Genomic DNA, 17,194 nt, shown 5'->3' on the forward strand with positions numbered 1-17,194 from the left:
TTCAGGGATGGCGTTTGAGGTGAGATCAGCCGCCCTGACCGGGCGGGTATTGTGTAAACATTTCACTGACCTGTTCCTGGATAAAACTGTCTCTGGCCGTCGGGGTCATATTTTCTGTCAACTGACGACGGGACACAGAACGCCAGATGACTTTATTGGTTTTGTTATCAATGAGTTCAACGATCAGCTTGCCATAAGTGTATTCACGGAATCTGACCGGGGCTGAATAGGCAATACTGCTGTAACCGTATCCCACACCGAATCCGACTGAGGTACCGTAGGAATCAAAGTCTGTCATTTCACGGATATACGGGTTTACTGTGATATCAGCCTTTGAGTCTGTTTCTTGTACCGGCTGTAAGCCTTTGTATCTTAATTCCCGTTTGATGGTGTCTTCCAGCCGCGCTTTATCAAGACTGACAATTGACGATTTTCCGGGTTCAGCAAACTGGAAGGTTTTGTACTGGCCAAAGTCGACGCTGGCATTGTAGTCAGTGGCTACTTTGGCGCTGCACCCGCTCAGCAGAATCACAACACTGGGGATTAGTATCAGTAAAGCTCTCATGCCATTTACCCTCGCTAGCGGATTGGATCCCGGTTGCTTTGAGTATAGCGTTTTGCCGGCTTCTATAATCTATACATCTGAGCGTGACATTTTTCATCCGGGAATAAGAATGAAAGTCGCAGGTGGTTGTTTTGCTGTGCTAATTATCTTCGTTGCTGCGGGTAGTCGTCTGTTAGCGGAAAATCCTGCGACAGAGGGCATTGAGACAGACATGATCAGTCTGACGGTTCATTTTATCGACCAGAGCAGAACAAGCCAGGCCAAATCAGATCAGGCAGAGCGTTCTGATAAGACAGAGATACCCGGTCTTCTTTTTCATCCGGCTGACGGTTATCTGGCGTATGAGCGACTCTGGTGCTTGTCCGAAGATTTTTCAGTTGAAGACTACCAAAGGCGCATTGAGGCGTTTTGTCATCGCCAGAAGGGCCGGATGGCAGGGGAATGGTGCCAAGCGGTCGATGGGAACGAGCCACTCTTCAGTGCTTCGATGGCCCTGACAGGACAAAGCTGCTCATCGGCTGGTGAAATGGCAGCTGTCCATGTTTATCAGCCGCTGACCAGCCCGGATGCTGCCGGCTGGCAGCGATTTGCTGAAGTGATGGGCTATCAGGTGATAAATAAATAGCGCCTGTGTGGCATCGGGCAGAGTTTCATCATTTGCCAGCTGATTTTATCCATCAGTCAGGTACACTGATCTGGACTGACCAGATAATAAACAAGGATGTCACATGTCAAACTGGCAACGGCTTTTGGTAACAGAAGAAGCGGGGATCGTTACCGTCTCGTTAAACCGGCCCGATAAACTGAATGCGCTGGATATCCAATTATTTAAAGAGCTGGATAGCGTCAGCCAGTCTTTGCGTAAGCGAAAAGATATTCGCGCCATCATTCTGACCGGTGAGGGCAGTAACTTCAGCAGCGGCCTGGATGTGAAAAGTGTGGCGACCTCACCGGGCAAGGTCTTGGGCGTGCTGAAGAAATGGATGCCGGGCAATGCCAATCTCGCCCAGCGGGTATCGCGCAACTGGCGCCGAATTCCCGTGCCAGTGATTGCAGCGATAGAAGGGCGTTGTTATGGCGGTGGCATGCAGATCGTGCTGGGTGCCGATTTTCGTTTTGCCACCCCGGAATCTGAATTGTCAATCATGGAAATCCGCTGGGGTCTGGTGCCAGATATGGCGGGCTTACTGTCATTACGCGAGTTGGTGGCAAAAGATGTGGCGATGAAGCTCACGATGACCGGCGAAATCATATCCGGCTCTCGTGCGCAGCAACTGGGCCTGGTCACGGAAATTCATGATCATCCGCGCCAGGCCGCGCAAGTGCTGGCTCAGCAGCTTTGTCAGGCGTCGCCGGATGCGATTGCTGCCATCAAATCCACCACAACCCGAAGCTGGTCACGCAGCGAACGCTATTTGCTGGCCAGAGAAACCATCAGCCAGCTGAGATTGATTCTGGGAAAGAATTTTCACATCGCCGGATACAGACAGCGCAATAAAGCGGATAAACCCTATCGGCAACGCCAGTCATTTTGGTAATAAATCCATGGGTTTATCGGTTCATCAGGCTTATACTTCCTAAAGACCCTTCTGAAGGAGAGCCTGTTGGACCAAAGTGACAAAGACGCTATCTATTTTATTGGTGCTGTCGTGGTGGTGTGTTTTGCCGTACAGCTTGTCAATGTCGTGTTGAATGGCTATCTGTTGGATTATGGCTTACTACCCAGGCACCTGAACCATGCGATAGGCCTGTTCGCCTATCCGTTTATCCATGGCTCGTGGGCACACCTATTCAGTAATATGGTGTCATTCTCTGCCCTAGCTTATCTGGTGTCCCGTTCAGGTGTGGCCAGACTGATTTCTGTTTTTATGATCAGTTGGGCGGTCAGCGGGGTCGGTGTGTGGTTATTTGGCCGCATGCATTACCATATTGGTTTGAGCGGAATTGTCTACGGGCTCTGGGCGTACCTGCTGGTGTATGCGGTGCTCAGACGTAGTTTGAAGTCGATGGCTATCGCTTTGATTGTGATGTTTTTTTACGGCCCGATGCTGACGGGGATCATTCCCGCGCATAGTTGGATCAGTTACGAGAGCCACTTATCCGGTGCGCTGGCCGGCGTGATGGCTGGCTATGTGTTTGCACGACGGGATAAAGCCAAAGCCGTAGCGAATGTTGAACAATAAGAGGACGACGCATGTTAATTACCTTTCACTCCCAAGCCAGTGCCAATATCACCATGTTTGGTGATGTGGCAAAACAACTGATTCATATGATGGGATATTGCGAAAATATTCCCGGTATTATTGATGTCGATGACGTGCCGCAAGCTTTGCTGAATCTGCAAACTCAGCTGGCGGAAGCGGAGAAACGAGATGTTGCTCAGCAAGCTGAAGCAGAGGCAGAAGAGGATCCCTGGGAAGAGAAAGAACCACAGATCAGCATGACGACAAGAGCCCGGCCACTGATCGAGATGCTGGAATCTGCCATCGCGGATGAAGTTGTGGTGATGTGGGAATCAGACAGCTGATTCACTCGACCAGATGAAGTGGTGCGAAAGGATCGTCGTCCGGATCGTTGCGCCAGAGATACTCTGCGTCAATGGCAACCTTACGTGCCGCTTCTTCTCCCATCAAAAAGGCGATAAGACCAAGCGTCATATCCAACCCTGCGGCCGTGCCGGATGAGGTGAAGGTATTACCATCCTGAACCCATCTGGCGACAGGCTGCCATTTCACCTTGGGATTGAGTTCACTGACCCAGTGATATTGGTGTTTGCTAGTGGTTGCGGCTTTGTGATCCAGCAGTCCGGCCTGAGCCAGCAGCGCCGATCCGGTACAGACGGCACAGCGAATTCTGGCTTTTCGGCCCTGGCGACTGATCCATTGCATCAGCTGAGGGTGAGTTAAACTGGTTTTGACCCCTTTGCCGCCCGGCACCAGTAACAGATCGCAGAACAGATCGTCCTCAAAGTCGGCCTCGGTCATTAGGCTAACACCCTGCTCACTGAGCACGGCTGAGGTGTTATCCGATACCAGCGTGACTGTGATGTCTTCTTCAAGTGCGTTCAGCAGGGTCAGCGGGCCGCTGACATCCAGCAGGCAAAATTCCGGAAACAGGGGGATCACAATACTGATGCCACGATGTTTGTCTGGGGCGAGGGCTTCTGTCATGCTGTCACACTTTAATTATTCCACCTAACGTAAAGCATAGTTGTTTCACTGATTATCCAAAGAAATCCTGCCACGCCGGATGTAAGATTTTTTTACGGTTAGGCATCGCAGAAGCAAAGGCACAATGCAAATGACGGTCAGACTCTCCATTCGAAGCTACTCCCTGGTCATGCGTGCACATCATCATGTCTATCACCAGTTAGTCATTCCCCTACATGGCAGCATCACCCTGACATTACCGGACTTTTCCGGAAAGGTCGGGCCTGGGCAATGTGTGGTGATTGGCGCTGAGAGGATGCATGAATTTAAAGCGGATGAGAAATGCCGATTTCTGGTCGCTGACCTGGATCATTTGCCGGAGAGTATGCGATTGCTCGCCCAGCCGGTGTTTGCAACTTCGCCTGAACTGGTTGCCTATTGCCACTTTCTTGAGCTTCAACTGACACAGTCGACCCGGCCGGATTTGATCGCGTCAATGTCAGCGCTGTTTTATCAGTTATTGCAAAGTCAGATCGTGCCTGTGTGTCGTGATGGCCGAATCAGAGAAGCCGTACGTTTTCTGAACGAAGACATTAGCCGAACACCGTCCCTTCGCGAACTGGCGGCCTTGTCCTGTCTCAGCCTCAGTCAGTTTAAGCTGCTGTTCAAGCAGCATATGGGGATGACAGCGGGGCAGTACTTGCTCACCCAGCGCATGATAAAAGCCAAGGCCCTGCTGGCGCATTCAGATCTGCCCGTCTCTTTGATTGCCGAGCGTGTCGGTTTTACAGATGTGTCAGCATTCAGCCGTCGTTTTTCTTCTTATTGGGAGGAGACTCCCCGACAGATCCGCCGGCGATGAGCGTCCGGCTTCTGGCAATAGTAAACCGGCTTTTGAGCAAAAATGTCTGAACTTTTCTGCGGTACATTCAATTCTCTCTTTTATCGGCGAAACAGGAAAAAGAATGGATATTTGCTGGCAGGATTTTGAAAAAGTGGATCTCCGGGTCGGGCAAATCATTGCCGTCGAAGCTTTTCCGGAAGCAAGGCGACCGGCCTTTAAGCTCTGGCTGGATTTTGGTGAGGAGATAGGTCAGCGCAAAAGCAGTGCACAAATTACCGACTTGTATGATGCCACAACACTGGTGGGTAAAAAGGTGATGGCAGTGGTCAACTTTCCGGCCAAGCAGATCGGTCCCTTTATGTCGGAATGTCTGGTGACCGGATTCTACCGGGAGGATGGTTCTGTCGTGCTGGCGGTACCGGATCAGGATATTCCTGTGGGTGCCCGGCTGGGTTAGGCAGGCCATACCACGACTGTATGTCCTGCCACATGGCTCAGGTTGACTGTGGGTGGATTTTCCCCAGATAGAGGTAAGTGTCGTAGTCGAAGGTCAGCTGTCCGTCGACCTGATGTGTCTTGAACAATTCGGTCAGCGCCTCTGTGAGCGCATGGTAAGCAGCCGTGCCTTGTGGCGGACAATAAGAGGCTGAGCGTACCCGGCCGATGAGGCCGTCTAAGTCGAAATATTGCCGGTAGGTAAAGTGCAGCTTTTGCATTTGGCCATCGGCAAAGAAATGGCTGAGATCGCCGTCGGTCAGATTCATGTGATTGACTCGGGTATAGTCCGTGCCGTATTGGGTCAGCAGATCATCATACGGTTGCTGAATCGGACTGGAGCGTTTGCGCTGATTCCAGATTAATGCGAGATGGGCGTCGGGTCTGGCTATGCGCTGAAACTCGGCACGGGTTTGCGGATTGCAAAACCAATGGAAAGACTGGGCGGCGGTGATCAAATCAACCGACGCATCAGCTAAACCTGTGCGTTCCGCAGGTGCCGCAAAGCTGGTATAGCCAGAGTAACCGATGAGTTGGTGATCAGCGGCTTGCCGCATGGCGTCATTGGGTTCAATGGCATTCACCTGTAACCCTTTCTCGAGCAGCAATTTTGTCAGAATGCCGGTCCCTGCTCCGATGTCGGCAATTTGTGACTGGCGATTGAGCTGGGTTTGAGACACTAACGTGTCGATCAGAGCCTGCGGGTAGCCGGGGCGATATTTCAGATAGTCATCGACCCGGTCTGAAAAGCGTTCTGTATTTCCTGTCATAGCAGATGTTTCCTTACACTGAATTGAACGATGAACCCGTTATTGAATCAGGTGCAGCCAGTGTGCCGGCGTTTCGAACAGATACGTGGGATGCTCAGTTTCCAGCTCCTCTCTTGAGCCATAGCCCCAAAGTACACCGGCAGACAGCAGGCCATTTTGGTGGGCTGCTGTCAGATCAACCGCTCGGTCGCCAATCATGAGTGAATGCGGGCTGATCATGAGCCGCTGCCGCAAGTCCTGCAGCTGTTGCCATTTTTCAATCCCGACATCGCCACCATTGATAAATTCGAACAGGCCGTCCAGACCAAACAGCGTCAGAATTTGTTCGGCGAAGTGAGCCGGTTTTGATGTGCAGATGCCCATCCGTATTTTCTGGTTGTGCAGGGCAAGCAGAGTGTCTTTCACGCCGTCATAAAGCCTGTTTTCAGCATATCCGATGTCGGCGTATCGCTCACGGTAGCGGGCCACCAGATCGGCGATGAACTGTGGGTCATCATTGCCGGTAAGCGCAATAAAGGTTTTGTCCAGTGGCGGACCAATGTATCGGGTGATCTCTTCCTCGGGTAATTCAGGTAGTCCGAAATGGGCGAGGGCGTGATTGAATGATCGAACAATCCCTTCTTTGGGATCACTGAGGGTGCCGTCCAGGTCAAAAATCAAAATGTCATGTTTCATGCGAGTCCCTTCCTTTGCAAAAGCTGTTTTACGGTGTGGGCATTCCCAAAAAGACAGTCAGACTGAACAGTATCCAGTCATTGATGATATGGGCACCGGTCGATACCCAGATACTTTTGGTCTTGAGGTAAGCTAGGGAAAGCACAAGCCGGGCCGTTCCGATCACCAGCAGGCATTGTAAGAGGTTCCAGCCATAGGTGGGTAAATGCGCCAGACCAAACATCACAGCGGTAATCACCCATGCCAGAATCATCGAGCGTGTTCTTGATAAATGGTAGTGGGAATAGAAAATATACATCAGCGCCAGAAAAGGCAGGATAGTGAACACTTCTTCGCCAAATAGCTGCGGCAAGGTTTTTAGATAAAACAGCACTCTTTCAGCGTTCGTCATCTCAGACAATTGTGCCATGGCCTGATTCGGATTGGCGCCAAAAAGTTTGATGACCAGTACGCCGATCAAGACGCTGACTACCACATTCAACAGACCAATACCGAGCATCCATTTGAGGTGATTGAGTGTTATCGGGCGAAAGATTTCACGCCATCGGTTGGGCGCTATCCGGGCAAGGTACAACAGGGGAATGGCAAAAAACAGGATGGCAGGAATGAATTGTCCTGCTGGTGTAGCAAACAGCGGGAGCGGCGTAATCAAAACCGCAAATCCGGCAAAGAACAATATGATAAGGAGCAGCCATTGGCGAGGGCTGAAGGCAACGGGTTTGTCGTTATAAAAAGGAAAATCGTCAACGTGTGAGTCATTTTTATCTGGATTCATTGTTGTATTCACCCAATTTTTGCATCTGATTGTATATGATCAATGCGTGCTGGTCAGCATTCATGAACTTGCGTAACATGGACAACAGAACAGATGGATAAGGAATTTATCATGCCCCAATTAGACTGTGTTGAAGTCAACCCTAAGGTCAAACCCACAGCTTCCGTCATCTGGCTGCACGGGCTGGGATCCAATGGCCATGATTTCGAAGCCATTCTCCCTGAATTAAAGTTACCTGCTAACTTTCCCGTCCGCTTCATTTTTCCTCATTCGCCATCGATGCCAGTGACCATCAATGGGGGGATGGTCATGCCAGCCTGGTACGATATTCTTGAAATGGGGATTGGCAGAAAACTGGATAAAGAGCAGTTGCTGGAATCGGCTGAGAAAGTTGCCGATCTGATTGACCGGGAACGGGGTCGGGGCATTGCGAGTGATCGGATCATTCTGGCCGGCTTCTCTCAGGGCGGCGCGGTAGCTTATCAGGCCGCGTTAACTTATCCCCACCGATTGGCCGGTTTACTGGCGCTGTCTACTTATTTTCCGACCTCGAAAAGCATTGATGTCGCGTCTGCGAATCGCGAACTGCCGATTGAAGTGATGCATGGCAGTTATGACCCTGTGGTGCTGCCAGCCATGGGGAAAGCCGCTGTCGAGGATTTACAGGAACTGGGCTTTCACCCTCAGTGGCGGGTTTATCCCATGGAACACCAGGTGTGCATGCAGCAAGTGAAAGATATTGCCGACTGGCTGAAGCACACCTTACATAGTGATCGCTAACCCTGCGCACTTGTCCGGCTTGTGATTGCTCTGACGGAGCCGGGATTATTTCCCGGCAATTTTACGGGCAAGCAGCCCTTGTAGTTGGTAGATATTGGTTTTGCTGCCAAATTCCATCCCGATAGGATCGTGCTGACCTGAAATCCAGATTTTTAACTCTGCGTCTAAGTCAAAATTACCCGTCGATTCCACCAAAAACATGGTCATCGATTTATAAGGGATTGAACGATATTCCACTTTTCGTCCCGTCATTCCTTGCTTGTCTATCAGTAATAAACGGCAATCAGTCAGAATCAGCATATCTCGTATCAGTTTGTAGGCCAGCTCAATCTTTTCATCAGGCCCAAGAATGATCTGAAGCTCTTCCGTTGCTTCTGAAATTGTCATTTCCCCGGCATTACCCAGTAATTTATCCAATAGGCCCATGGTGTTTTCCTTTTTATCAATAACTTAGTTAATATTCTGCTTTGTGTGACGCTGATTAAACCATACGCATCAAAGCAGAAATATACCAGCTCGGCACATTGACAGAACAGAGGTGACTTGTATATTTATACAGTGTTTTGCTTGGTTATGGATTGGAGAGTGGGAATGCAAAAGGAAAATTTGTCTGGCCACTGGCTGGCTTATGTCGAAGTGAAGGGACCATACGGTGAAAATTATGATCCGGCATTAGGGACTTTGTTTGGCTGGGCGGCACAGCAAGGGCTACAGGGCGGGCAGTGTATTTTCGTCTACCTTGATGATGTGGAAAGCACGCCACCGCAAGAATGCCGTACCCGTGTCGGTCTCACCGTGCCGGAAAGTACTCAGGTGGAAGGGGCTGTCGCACTGACCCATTTACCGGGGGGTGAGTACGCCACGTTACGGAAACAGGTCACGGATAAGGCGCAATATGGGATGTACTGGCAACAATTGCATCAAGAGATAGCCGCAGATAATCAGATGCAGTTTGACTGTGAACGGCCGTGTTTCGAGCTCTATCACAGTGTGGATCAAGACAACGACATTTGTGATACCAGCTTCTGCATTCCGGTGAAGTAGTCATTTACCCTGATATTGCAGCCACCAACCCCGGTGAAATGCCGGGGCTGATCGCCGGATATTGATTGCCAGAGTCAGTGTTTGTTGACATCCATGTATTCCAGAATCTCAGATAATTGCCGGTTGCGTTCAGCCGTGAGTATGCCCAGCCAGTCCTGAACGGTCAGGTTAGGATTCAGCGATGCCAGCATCATTGCGGTTTGATCTCTGTACACCAGCCAGGCTCTTTGTACGCTTTCAACATCCTGCGCCGTGACTTCCAGGCTGAAGTCTTCAATTGGGCCGATTTTCAGGCGCTGAATCAGGTTGTCATACGTCTGACTCAATGTAGAGTCGGCTTCATCTAATGCTGGAATATCTTCCGGCTGGCTGCCTGCCAGTGCATCCAGAATTTGCGACAGGTATCTGTCATTTTGATTCGCCACAGATTCAATACGAAAGGCCGTACTGCTGCTGCCACCGTGAAGCTCTTCGTGCATCGCTCTGTGCTCAAAGAAGTCTTCTGCCATTCTGACCGCATTTTTGACGACTTGCTGCTGTGACACTGAAAGCTGCTGGATCGCTGAATCTTGTCGCTGCTTTCTCTCTATTTGTTGCTCACCGGCAAAGCGATTGGCACAGAATGCTGAGCCAACGCCACTTGTGATGTACTGGCACAGGTCAAATGTAAATGGCTGCTGATTCTGCCAATGATCGAACGCATCCTGCACGGCATACTTCTCTTCTGCAGGTGCGAAGCCACCTTCGCAGATGAGCTGCAGTGTCAGCTGATTTTTTTCTGTCAGAGGATAAGTGGAACCAGCCGATACGGTTTCTGCAATTTCCCACACTTGATAGAGGGTGTTATCCGCCTGAGCCAGCAAATACGCCTCTCTGTCTTCCGGTGTTAAGCTGGCTGGCTGAAGATGACCCACTTGTGAGCACATTTGCTCAGTACTGAGTTCTGGGTGACTGCCAGCCAAGGCAGAAAAAGGGTAAATAACGGAAAGCGTCATGAGAGACAGGGCTGAAGCCTGAATGAAAGGGATGCCTTTGATGGTGTGTCCTGACATGGTTAAGGTGCGATGGAACGTAAGAATGGCGATAAGATCGCAGGTTGTTCGTGAAAGAACAAGGGGGGAAATCAAAAATAAGCAGGAAAATTGCACCGTCCTGGCCTGATGCGATTCGGGTCAAAGAAAAAAGTCGCAGCAGGCCAGAAACAAGCCGGATTGCTATCTGGTTTGCGTCAGTAATTGTTCGATACTTTGCGTCAGCTTCGGATCGTCTGGCTTAGTGGTACTGGCAAATACGGTGAAGACCTTGCCATTGCGATCGACCAGATATTTGTAGAAGTTCCATTTGGGCGTGATGCCTGAATCTTCGGTCAACTGCCGAAATACAGGGTTGGCGTCACTGCCACGCACAGCGCTGCGATTCATCATGGGAAATGTCACGCCGTAATCCAGATAGCAGACTTTTGCCGTATTTTCTTCATTGCCTCTGTCCTGGAAGAAGTCATTGGACGGGAAACCGATCACGGCAAACCCTTGGTCTTTGTATGTCTGGTACAAAGTTTCAAGCCCTTCGTACTGCGGGGTGAAACCGCACTGACTTGCGGTATTCACGACCAGCAGCACCTGACCTTGAAATTGCTGACATAGATCCACCGAATCAGTACTGTTCAGTTTCGTGAACTGGTGATTTAACAGCGGCGGACATTGCGTTTCAGCGGCTTGCACAGTGGTGAGTGTTGCTGATGCAGAGGCAATAACCGCGGCTAAAATCAGGTGTTTCGTCATTGAGCGGAGCATAAGTGAATCCTGTCGAGAGAATCAGCAACAGCCGAGAGGCCATTGAACGCTGTATGTTGATAAATTCTAACGTCTTATCGCAGCATTGCGAGACATTCATCAGGTTTATTTGGCATCTGTGGAGAATTAACGCATCTAGCCTTGCAATCCGCCAGACAAGCGTTAACGTGTGGCTGTTATTGATAGATACCTTATTTGTGGAAGGGCATATGACAATTCAAAGAAACAACCTGTGGCATCGTTTGGTGGCTGCTTTTCAGTCCGTGATGGACTTTCAGCAGAGAATCTGGGTTGTTCATGTGCGCGAAAGCCGTTTTCAGGATGAATCATTCATTGTCAGTGAAGATAGCTTTACAACGCCGCTGCAGTGGATGAGCAAGAAAGGTTACAGTGAAGAGATGCTGAGTAAGGTAGAGCTGATGAAGCGCTCTCAGGTGCTTGAATTTACAGTCGGCGATTGCCAGCATCGTTTAATGCGAGTGAAATGATTCGTTCCCTCTGTCTTCTGGTGCAGACAAGAACAAACACCGTTTCAATCAGTCCGTCTTCTTTAACCCCCTGAGAAATAAGTCAAACCTATCCTTTATCAAACATTTCCACTTTCGGAAGTGCGCATTTTTATGCGTTTTTTGTCTGTTTTGTTATAAAAAAGTTATGATTTGGATCAAATTTATTACATCAAGATGATAAAAAAATGCTCGTAGTCGCAAATACTAGATGCTGTGCAACTGAACTAGCGGTTGTGCTGAATGTAAGTATTCTATTGATAAAGAAGAAGAATGACTATGAAGACACTTTCGACCTACCTCACCTTTGCATCACTCCTTGCGGCCGGTTCTGCTCAGGCGACGATGAGCGATTACAAACTCGTCCTGGTTCATGGTTTCCAGCCAGGCCAGCTGCAATCGAAACCCGACAGTGAGCAGGTGAATCTGGACGGGGCCTCGTACTGGCAAGACTATTGGCAATCCCGTGCTGATGCCCGGATTGACTGGCCCTCTCAGGAACGGATTACCGGCAAAATCGCGACAGATTATGTCTGGCCAAAACTGAAAGCATTTTCTGAGCAAGGCCTCTGTCAGCCGGGCTGTGTATTTGTGACTCATTCCACTGGCGATCTGGTCACACGGTATCTGATTGATAATCAGGCGAACTGGCTGGAAAATGCCGGTCTGGAACCGCTCAATATTGTGGCGACTTTTGACTTTGCGGGCGCCGGAGGCGGGTCTGAACTCGGTGACATCGCGGTGAATGTGGCTGAGGGGGGCGGTACCTGGAACAGCATGCTCAAATATGCAGTCTCTTTGTGGCTGGGAGAAACCCCCAGCAGCAATAATACCGGGGTACTGAATGATCTTCGCGTTGCCAATGCACGTCAACTGGCTGCCTTGCCGGACAGCCGCGTCCCCCGAATTCGCTTTACCGGCGACAGCAGTGACTATCTGGGGGTCACGTCAGGTTATCTGCCCGGCAATGATGACGGGGTCGTGGCCAGCCATTCCTCTTGCGGTGCCAGTCAAGCCGGGGACTTTAGCAGTTGTTCTGTGAATGTGGCTTACAACGGTAAGCTGGCATCCCAGTCCCGGGGTGTCAGCCAGTTTATGCCTTATCACTACCCCTTATTGATGGGGGAAGGGTATAGCCACAGCGGTCTGATCAACAATCAGCATGAAGGGCAAGTCACAACGGCTGCGGAGCAGGTCAGTCTGCTGGATGGAAAAGTCGTCCGTGTACAGTCTACCGATGAGTGGTACTGGCTGAATGGCGCCTATTACCGTTATGTCGATGGATCAGACACCCTGACGATGTCTGAAATTGTGCACTCTTTCTTATGATTGCGTTATGGCTTTGGCTCAGGCCAAAGCCATGTTCAGCAGGTTCGCTATGAAAAAGAAAAAGATGATCACGGCTGTGTTGTTCGGCACAGCGGTCGTGCTGCTTGCCATCTATCATGTTTGGCCAACGCAGCACCCGCATACAGCATCTGACCCGGTTGCCGCCAGACAGGCGCCCGCAGTCAAGACTCAGGTCGTTCCGATGACGACCCAGCCAGAATTCGTGAAACCCGATCCACTGACTCAGAACATCAATGAAGCAGTCGCTGAGCAGAAAGAGATCTCGCTGCCTGTCGATCTGGCAGAGCAGTTTAGCTTGATTTCAAGGGCATACGCCGCTGAGCTGGCTTATCCGTCTTACGCCAGGCCGCTGTCGGCTCAGGATACCCAGTGGCTGGAGCCGAACCGCTATGTGGCGGTGCAGGCGCCCGTCATGGATGGTCATCATACGGCATCGTTATCTCTTGATTCCTTCCGGCATTTTTATCCGGATCCCGTGAGCCTGACAGTGCAGAGCCGTTTGCCGGTCGAGTCAATCTCTGTAGCGCTGATTGATGTCAATACCCATCAAACGCTGGCTGCTGAGCAATCGCCGGGCAATCAGATTGTCTTTGCGCCTGGTGAGAGCTGGCCGTCAGAGATACGTGCCAAAGCAACCATTCACTTCGCAACCGGCTCGGACATACTCACCGCCGATTTTCGCTATTACGTACCGGTCGCTGAAGTTGTTTCAGTCGCAAAACCGGTGCCTGAAGGTGCTGATATGAACATTCCGGTCACTTTGTCGGTCAAGCGGGAGGGGATATACCGTGTCAGAGCCAACCTGTATACACAAAGCGGCAAGCCTGTCGCTGTACTGACGGCCAGACAAAAGCTTTCCGCAGGTGAGCAGACGGTGACACTGAAAGCGCACCACAGTGTCCTGTCCGGTCGGGATGACTATGAACTGAGAACTTTTCAGATCGAAAAAATGTCGGGCTTTCCCGGTGAAGAAACGGAATATGGCATCAGCCCAAAACCGTTCTGGCCCTTAGGCACCTTAGAGGTATCACTGTTAAGTGATGAGCCATATATCCCCACGGCAGAGGAGCAGCAACGCATGCAGTTTTTGCGGTCCGCCGCCTCAGACTGAGGCGGGTGGAATGTCAGAGAGAATCCAGTCAAACAACAAGGACAGGGAAGTATTCGGGGTCACGTTCGGACGCACCAGATAGTAGCGCTTCCCCGAAGGGACACTGTGAGGACTGGGCATGATTAACCGGCCTGTATCCAAGTCCTGCCGGGCCAGTTCCACATCGCCAACCGCAATGCCGAACCCCTGAATCGCGGCACTCACCGTCAGATCCAGAGTCGCGAACCGCTGGTTCTGGATCGCGTGCTGGCCGGCATAGCCCATGTGCGTCAGCCACAGCCGCCAATCGGTATGCTGTGGGGTGGCATGGAGCCAGGTGTACTGGCTGAGCTGCTCCGGCGACACAGGCAACTGGTCTTGCTGAAAGAGCGCAGGCGAGCACATGGGGGATAAGTATTCATCAAACAGGCGAAAAGCTTTCACTTCTTTATGAGGCGGCTGATCGTCATAACAAATGGCGGCATCGAAAGGCTCAGTCGTGAAGTTCACACTGTGCATGATGGCTGAAGTGAGCTCCACATCAATGTCAGGGTGGGCCTGCTGAAATGACATCAGTTTCGGCAGCAACCAGGAAGTAATACAGCTGGGCGCTTTGAGCTTGATTTGCTGTTTTTCATTCGAGACCTGATCAACGGCTTTTTGCAGTTGGGTCATGACATGCTGCACCATAGGTAAAAATGCATGCCCTTTACTGGTCAGCGTCAGTCCGCGGGCATGGCGCTGAAACAGTCTGACTTTCAATTGTTCTTCCAATGCCAGAATCTGCCGGCTGACGGCCCCCTGAGTGACATTCAGGTGCTTGGCGGCCGTCGTAAAGTTTAAGTACTCAGCAGTGATCAGAAAAGCCTGGAGTTCTCGGGTCGATGGTAGGCGCATCAGTCAATCAAACCTCTTAAGCTATGCGTTTTACTCATGGCTAGTATGCCGACTTTTCGATTCTTATTTCAAATTTATTTGTTTAATTTATGTAAATGGAAAATATAAAAACTCTCAGGTTGAATGTTTAATCGTAAATCTGGGCTTAATTCTGTTATTCATGCATTGCGAAGAGGTGTGTTGTGACGTCGCTAGCTACGAAATTAGTTCCAGAGGTAGTAAAAAACCTCATACCCTATCAGTCTGCTCGCCGCATCGGCGGGAAAGGACATATCTGGCTGAACGCCAACGAGCTGGAACAAAGTGAGCGTTACGGCGAATCAGAGAGTTACAATCGTTATCCTGATTTTCTTCCGCACGTGATTGAAAAAGCCTATCTGGAATACAGCAAAGATGCCGTGGGTGGCGAAGCGCTGCAATGCGAATCGCTGGCGGTACGGGGTGCCGATGAGGGCATTGATTTATTGATTCGGACGTTTTGCCAGCCAGGTCATGATCAAATCATTGTCTGCCCGCCGACCTATGCGATGTATGAGTTCTGTGCCGATTCAATTGCAGTGAACACGGTGAAAGTGCCATTGGCAGAAGATTTCAGTCTGAATGTGGCAGCGATCACCCCCCATCTGAAAGACAGCAAAGTTCTGTTTTTGTGTTCACCGAACAACCCGACAGGTAACGTGATCCCTCATGAGCAAATCGTCGCTTTGCTTGAGGCAAGTAAAGATTCCACCCTGGTGGTGGTTGATGAAGCCTATATTGAGTTTGCCCCGCACACCAGTGTGGTTAATCTGATTGCTGAATATCCGCATCTGATTGTGATTCGCACCCTGTCCAAAGCCTTTGGTCTTGCTTCCATTCGGGTCGGATTTTTACTGGCTGACAAGAGCGTGATGGATTATGTTGCACGTTTGATTCCGCCTTACCCGATCGCGGATCCGAGTGCGCTGGTCGCTAAAAAAGCGCTCCAGCAAGAAGGGCTGGCCGCCATGCGACGCCAGACAGATGAGCTGGTGTCGATTCGTAACTGGTTTGCTGAGGAAGTAGCCGGGCTGACTTTTGTCGAGAAAGTCTATCCGTCTTCCACCAATTTTGTGCTGGTGAAGTTCGGCACCGACGATTGTCTCTACCAGTATCTGCTGCAAAAAGGCATCGTCACCCGGAATCAGGCTCATGATCCGCGCTTGGCCCGCTGTGTCCGTATTTCTATCGGAACCCGAGCCAGCATGCAAGAAACACTGGATGCGCTTAAAGCCTATCCATTCAATTAAAGAATAAACACGACAGTGTAAGAGGGGACAACCATGAAAAAGCAACTCGGCCTGGGCCTGATCCTGGCAACAGCAATGATGGCGAATGTACAGGCAGCGGACAAACCGGTACGTTTAGCTTCCGATTTCACTTACCCGCCATTTAACTACAAAGATGCAGATGGCACCCCGAAAGGGTTTGATATTGAAATCGCCGATGCACTGTGTCAGGAAGCCAAACTGGACTGCGTGTGGGTCACGCAGAGCTGGGACGGCCTGATCCCCTCGCTGTTAGCCCGTAAATCGGATGCCATCATGGCTTCCATGCGTATCACAGAAGAACGCAAGCAACGGGTGTTGTTTACCGACAAGTACTATCAGACTCCGGCCCGTTTTGTGGCCCGTAACGATGCAGAAATCAGCATCGATAAATCCGGCCTTGAAGGGAAAAAAATCGGTGTTCAGCTAGGCACGATTCATGACCGTTATGTCACCGACATGTATGGCGATGTGGCAAAAATTCAGCGCTATACCGGTCAGGATGAAGTATATCTGGATCTGTCCACCGGCCGTCTTGACGCCGCATTTGGTAACTCTGATCAGCTCGCGCTGGCTTTCCTGGACAAAGAGCAGGGCAAGGATTTCGAGTTTGTTGGTGAAGCGGTTACAGACAAAGCCTACATTGGTGAAGGCACTGCGCTGGCCCTGCGTAAAACAGATAAAGCACTGGCCGAGAAATTCAACAAGGCGATTCAGACCATCCGTGAAAATGGCACGTATGACCGGATTGCCGGGAAGTACTTTAAGTTTGATATTTACGGTGAGTAAGGGGTTCCGTTTACTCTCTGAAAAATCCGAAGCGGTTGCTTCGGATTTTTTTTGCGCTGGGGTTGGGTTGGGTTGGGTGAGTTTGTCGCGCTTTAAATCAGTGGCAACAATGAGCCTTGAGCTCCGCGCGCCAGGTACTCTTTGTTAGCCCAAAGCGTACCCAGAAATGCTTTTTTATTCTTTGGTGTGGTCCGGGCCGGTTGTAGGCGCTCCCGGCGCCGACAACCTAAAAATTCGTCCTGAATTTTTCCCTGATTTTGTACCATCACTGTACATTACCAAGTCGTCATTACCGCGTCAGGTGGGAATCCATGCGGCGAGTGCGTTTTTGGTTGCTGGGTGGGTTTGTCGCGCATTGGGTTTTGTGACTTATTTGACATTGTCTG

At 50.5% G+C, this 17,194-nt stretch carries 22 protein-coding genes; 13 read left to right on the plus strand and 9 right to left on the minus strand.

Translation table 11 applies throughout. The features are described 5' to 3' along the window. Window positions 1–25 precede the first annotated feature (25 nt). Complete coding sequence (locus LN341_RS19080; RefSeq protein ID WP_046219910.1) at window positions 26–565, minus strand: DUF4136 domain-containing protein; 540 nt, start codon at window positions 563–565, stop codon at window positions 26–28. A gap of 109 nt (window positions 566–674) precedes the next feature. On the opposite strand from LN341_RS19080, the gene LN341_RS19085 reads away from it, so the two are divergent. The 4 genes from LN341_RS19085 to LN341_RS19100 all read left to right on the plus strand — a co-directional run bounded on the left by LN341_RS19085 (window position 675) and on the right by LN341_RS19100 (window position 3,092). After that, window positions 675–1,190 carry a hypothetical protein gene (locus LN341_RS19085; RefSeq protein WP_234205217.1) on the plus strand — a complete coding sequence of 172 codons (516 nt, stop codon included), beginning with the start codon at window positions 675–677 and terminating at the stop codon, window positions 1,188–1,190. 103 nt (window positions 1,191–1,293) lie between these two features. Then, window positions 1,294–2,103, plus strand: a complete 810-nt coding sequence (locus LN341_RS19090) for a crotonase/enoyl-CoA hydratase family protein (RefSeq protein WP_234205218.1) — start codon at window positions 1,294–1,296, stop codon at window positions 2,101–2,103. Between the two features lie 66 nt (window positions 2,104–2,169). Beyond that, the gene (locus LN341_RS19095; RefSeq protein ID WP_046219907.1) at window positions 2,170–2,748 is read left to right on the plus strand and encodes a rhomboid family intramembrane serine protease; all 579 of its coding nucleotides are present in this window, start codon (window positions 2,170–2,172) and stop codon (window positions 2,746–2,748) included. 11 nt (window positions 2,749–2,759) lie between these two features. Continuing rightward, window positions 2,760–3,092, plus strand: coding sequence for a DUF1840 domain-containing protein (locus LN341_RS19100; RefSeq protein ID WP_234205220.1), 333 nt, complete (start codon window positions 2,760–2,762; stop codon window positions 3,090–3,092). 1 nt (window position 3,093) lies between these two features. Here LN341_RS19100 and LN341_RS19105 read toward each other — a convergent pair whose 3' ends face one another. After that, window positions 3,094–3,735, minus strand: a complete 642-nt coding sequence (locus LN341_RS19105) for a DJ-1/PfpI family protein (protein ID WP_046219905.1) — start codon at window positions 3,733–3,735, stop codon at window positions 3,094–3,096. 130 nt (window positions 3,736–3,865) lie between these two features. Between LN341_RS19105 and LN341_RS19110 the strand changes: the two genes are divergently transcribed. Together LN341_RS19110 and LN341_RS19115 are read left to right on the plus strand one after the other, a co-directional pair. Then, complete coding sequence (locus LN341_RS19110; RefSeq protein WP_234205222.1) at window positions 3,866–4,576, plus strand: AraC family transcriptional regulator; 711 nt, start codon at window positions 3,866–3,868, stop codon at window positions 4,574–4,576. A 103-nt stretch (window positions 4,577–4,679) separates the two neighbouring features. Beyond that, window positions 4,680–5,015, plus strand: a complete 336-nt coding sequence (locus LN341_RS19115; RefSeq protein ID WP_046219904.1) for a tRNA-binding protein — start codon at window positions 4,680–4,682, stop codon at window positions 5,013–5,015. A gap of 37 nt (window positions 5,016–5,052) precedes the next feature. On the opposite strand, the gene LN341_RS19120 is transcribed toward LN341_RS19115, so the two are convergent. Genes LN341_RS19120 through LN341_RS19130 form a run of 3 tightly spaced genes read right to left on the minus strand, consistent with a single transcriptional unit; the run spans window position 5,053 to window position 7,273 of the window. After that, window positions 5,053–5,823 (minus strand): class I SAM-dependent methyltransferase, encoded by a 771-nt coding sequence (locus LN341_RS19120; protein ID WP_046219903.1) that lies wholly within the window; start codon window positions 5,821–5,823, stop codon window positions 5,053–5,055. A gap of 39 nt (window positions 5,824–5,862) precedes the next feature. Then, on the minus strand, window positions 5,863–6,498 hold the full coding sequence (locus LN341_RS19125; protein WP_234205223.1) for an HAD hydrolase-like protein: 636 nt from the start codon (window positions 6,496–6,498) through the stop codon (window positions 5,863–5,865). A gap of 28 nt (window positions 6,499–6,526) precedes the next feature. Then, complete coding sequence (locus LN341_RS19130) at window positions 6,527–7,273, minus strand: CPBP family intramembrane glutamic endopeptidase (RefSeq protein ID WP_234205225.1); 747 nt, start codon at window positions 7,271–7,273, stop codon at window positions 6,527–6,529. Between the two features lie 111 nt (window positions 7,274–7,384). On the opposite strand from LN341_RS19130, the gene LN341_RS19135 reads away from it, so the two are divergent. Beyond that, window positions 7,385–8,053, plus strand: coding sequence for an alpha/beta hydrolase (locus tag LN341_RS19135; protein ID WP_234205227.1), 669 nt, complete (start codon window positions 7,385–7,387; stop codon window positions 8,051–8,053). Between the two features lie 45 nt (window positions 8,054–8,098). Here LN341_RS19135 and LN341_RS19140 read toward each other — a convergent pair whose 3' ends face one another. Then, window positions 8,099–8,479: a PH domain-containing protein gene (locus LN341_RS19140; RefSeq protein ID WP_046219900.1), complete on the minus strand. Its 381-nt coding sequence runs from the start codon at window positions 8,477–8,479 to the stop codon at window positions 8,099–8,101. A 165-nt stretch (window positions 8,480–8,644) separates the two neighbouring features. Here LN341_RS19140 and LN341_RS19145 point away from each other — a divergent pair, with 165 nt between their 5' ends. After that, a complete protein-coding gene (locus tag LN341_RS19145) occupies window positions 8,645–9,097 on the plus strand; it encodes a GyrI-like domain-containing protein (protein WP_052729918.1) in 453 nt (150 codons plus the stop codon). A 74-nt stretch (window positions 9,098–9,171) separates the two neighbouring features. Here LN341_RS19145 and LN341_RS19150 read toward each other — a convergent pair whose 3' ends face one another. After that, window positions 9,172–10,149, minus strand: coding sequence for a hypothetical protein (locus LN341_RS19150; protein ID WP_144409016.1), 978 nt, complete (start codon window positions 10,147–10,149; stop codon window positions 9,172–9,174). 162 nt (window positions 10,150–10,311) lie between these two features. Next, window positions 10,312–10,890 (minus strand): glutathione peroxidase, encoded by a 579-nt coding sequence (locus LN341_RS19155; RefSeq protein ID WP_234205229.1) that lies wholly within the window; start codon window positions 10,888–10,890, stop codon window positions 10,312–10,314. Between the two features lie 209 nt (window positions 10,891–11,099). Here LN341_RS19155 and LN341_RS19160 point away from each other — a divergent pair, with 209 nt between their 5' ends. The 3 genes from LN341_RS19160 (at window position 11,100) to LN341_RS19170 (ending at window position 13,857) form a co-directional block, all read left to right on the plus strand. Next, window positions 11,100–11,378 carry a hypothetical protein gene (locus tag LN341_RS19160; protein ID WP_046220085.1) on the plus strand — a complete coding sequence of 93 codons (279 nt, stop codon included), beginning with the start codon at window positions 11,100–11,102 and terminating at the stop codon, window positions 11,376–11,378. A 297-nt stretch (window positions 11,379–11,675) separates the two neighbouring features. After that, window positions 11,676–12,725: a hypothetical protein gene (locus LN341_RS19165; protein ID WP_234206664.1), complete on the plus strand. Its 1,050-nt coding sequence runs from the start codon at window positions 11,676–11,678 to the stop codon at window positions 12,723–12,725. A 49-nt stretch (window positions 12,726–12,774) separates the two neighbouring features. After that, window positions 12,775–13,857, plus strand: a complete 1,083-nt coding sequence (locus LN341_RS19170; protein ID WP_234205231.1) for a hypothetical protein — start codon at window positions 12,775–12,777, stop codon at window positions 13,855–13,857. Here LN341_RS19170 and LN341_RS19175 read toward each other — a convergent pair. Beyond that, a complete protein-coding gene (locus LN341_RS19175; RefSeq protein WP_234205233.1) occupies window positions 13,849–14,733 on the minus strand; it encodes a LysR substrate-binding domain-containing protein in 885 nt (294 codons plus the stop codon). The genes LN341_RS19170 and LN341_RS19175 overlap by 9 nt on opposite strands. A gap of 182 nt (window positions 14,734–14,915) precedes the next feature. On the opposite strand from LN341_RS19175, the gene hisC reads away from it, so the two are divergent. Both hisC and LN341_RS19185 read left to right on the plus strand, forming a co-directional pair. Next, window positions 14,916–16,001, plus strand: a complete 1,086-nt coding sequence (gene hisC / locus LN341_RS19180; RefSeq protein WP_234205236.1) for a histidinol-phosphate transaminase — start codon at window positions 14,916–14,918, stop codon at window positions 15,999–16,001. Between the two features lie 75 nt (window positions 16,002–16,076). Next, window positions 16,077–16,808 carry an ABC transporter substrate-binding protein gene (locus LN341_RS19185; protein ID WP_370643814.1) on the plus strand — a complete coding sequence of 244 codons (732 nt, stop codon included), beginning with the start codon at window positions 16,077–16,079 and terminating at the stop codon, window positions 16,806–16,808. Window positions 16,809–17,194: the final 386 nt, after the last annotated feature.

The sequence above is a fragment of the Photobacterium sp. TLY01 genome, from assembly GCF_021432065.1.
Taxonomy (GTDB): Bacteria; Pseudomonadota; Gammaproteobacteria; order Enterobacterales; family Vibrionaceae; genus Photobacterium; species Photobacterium halotolerans_A.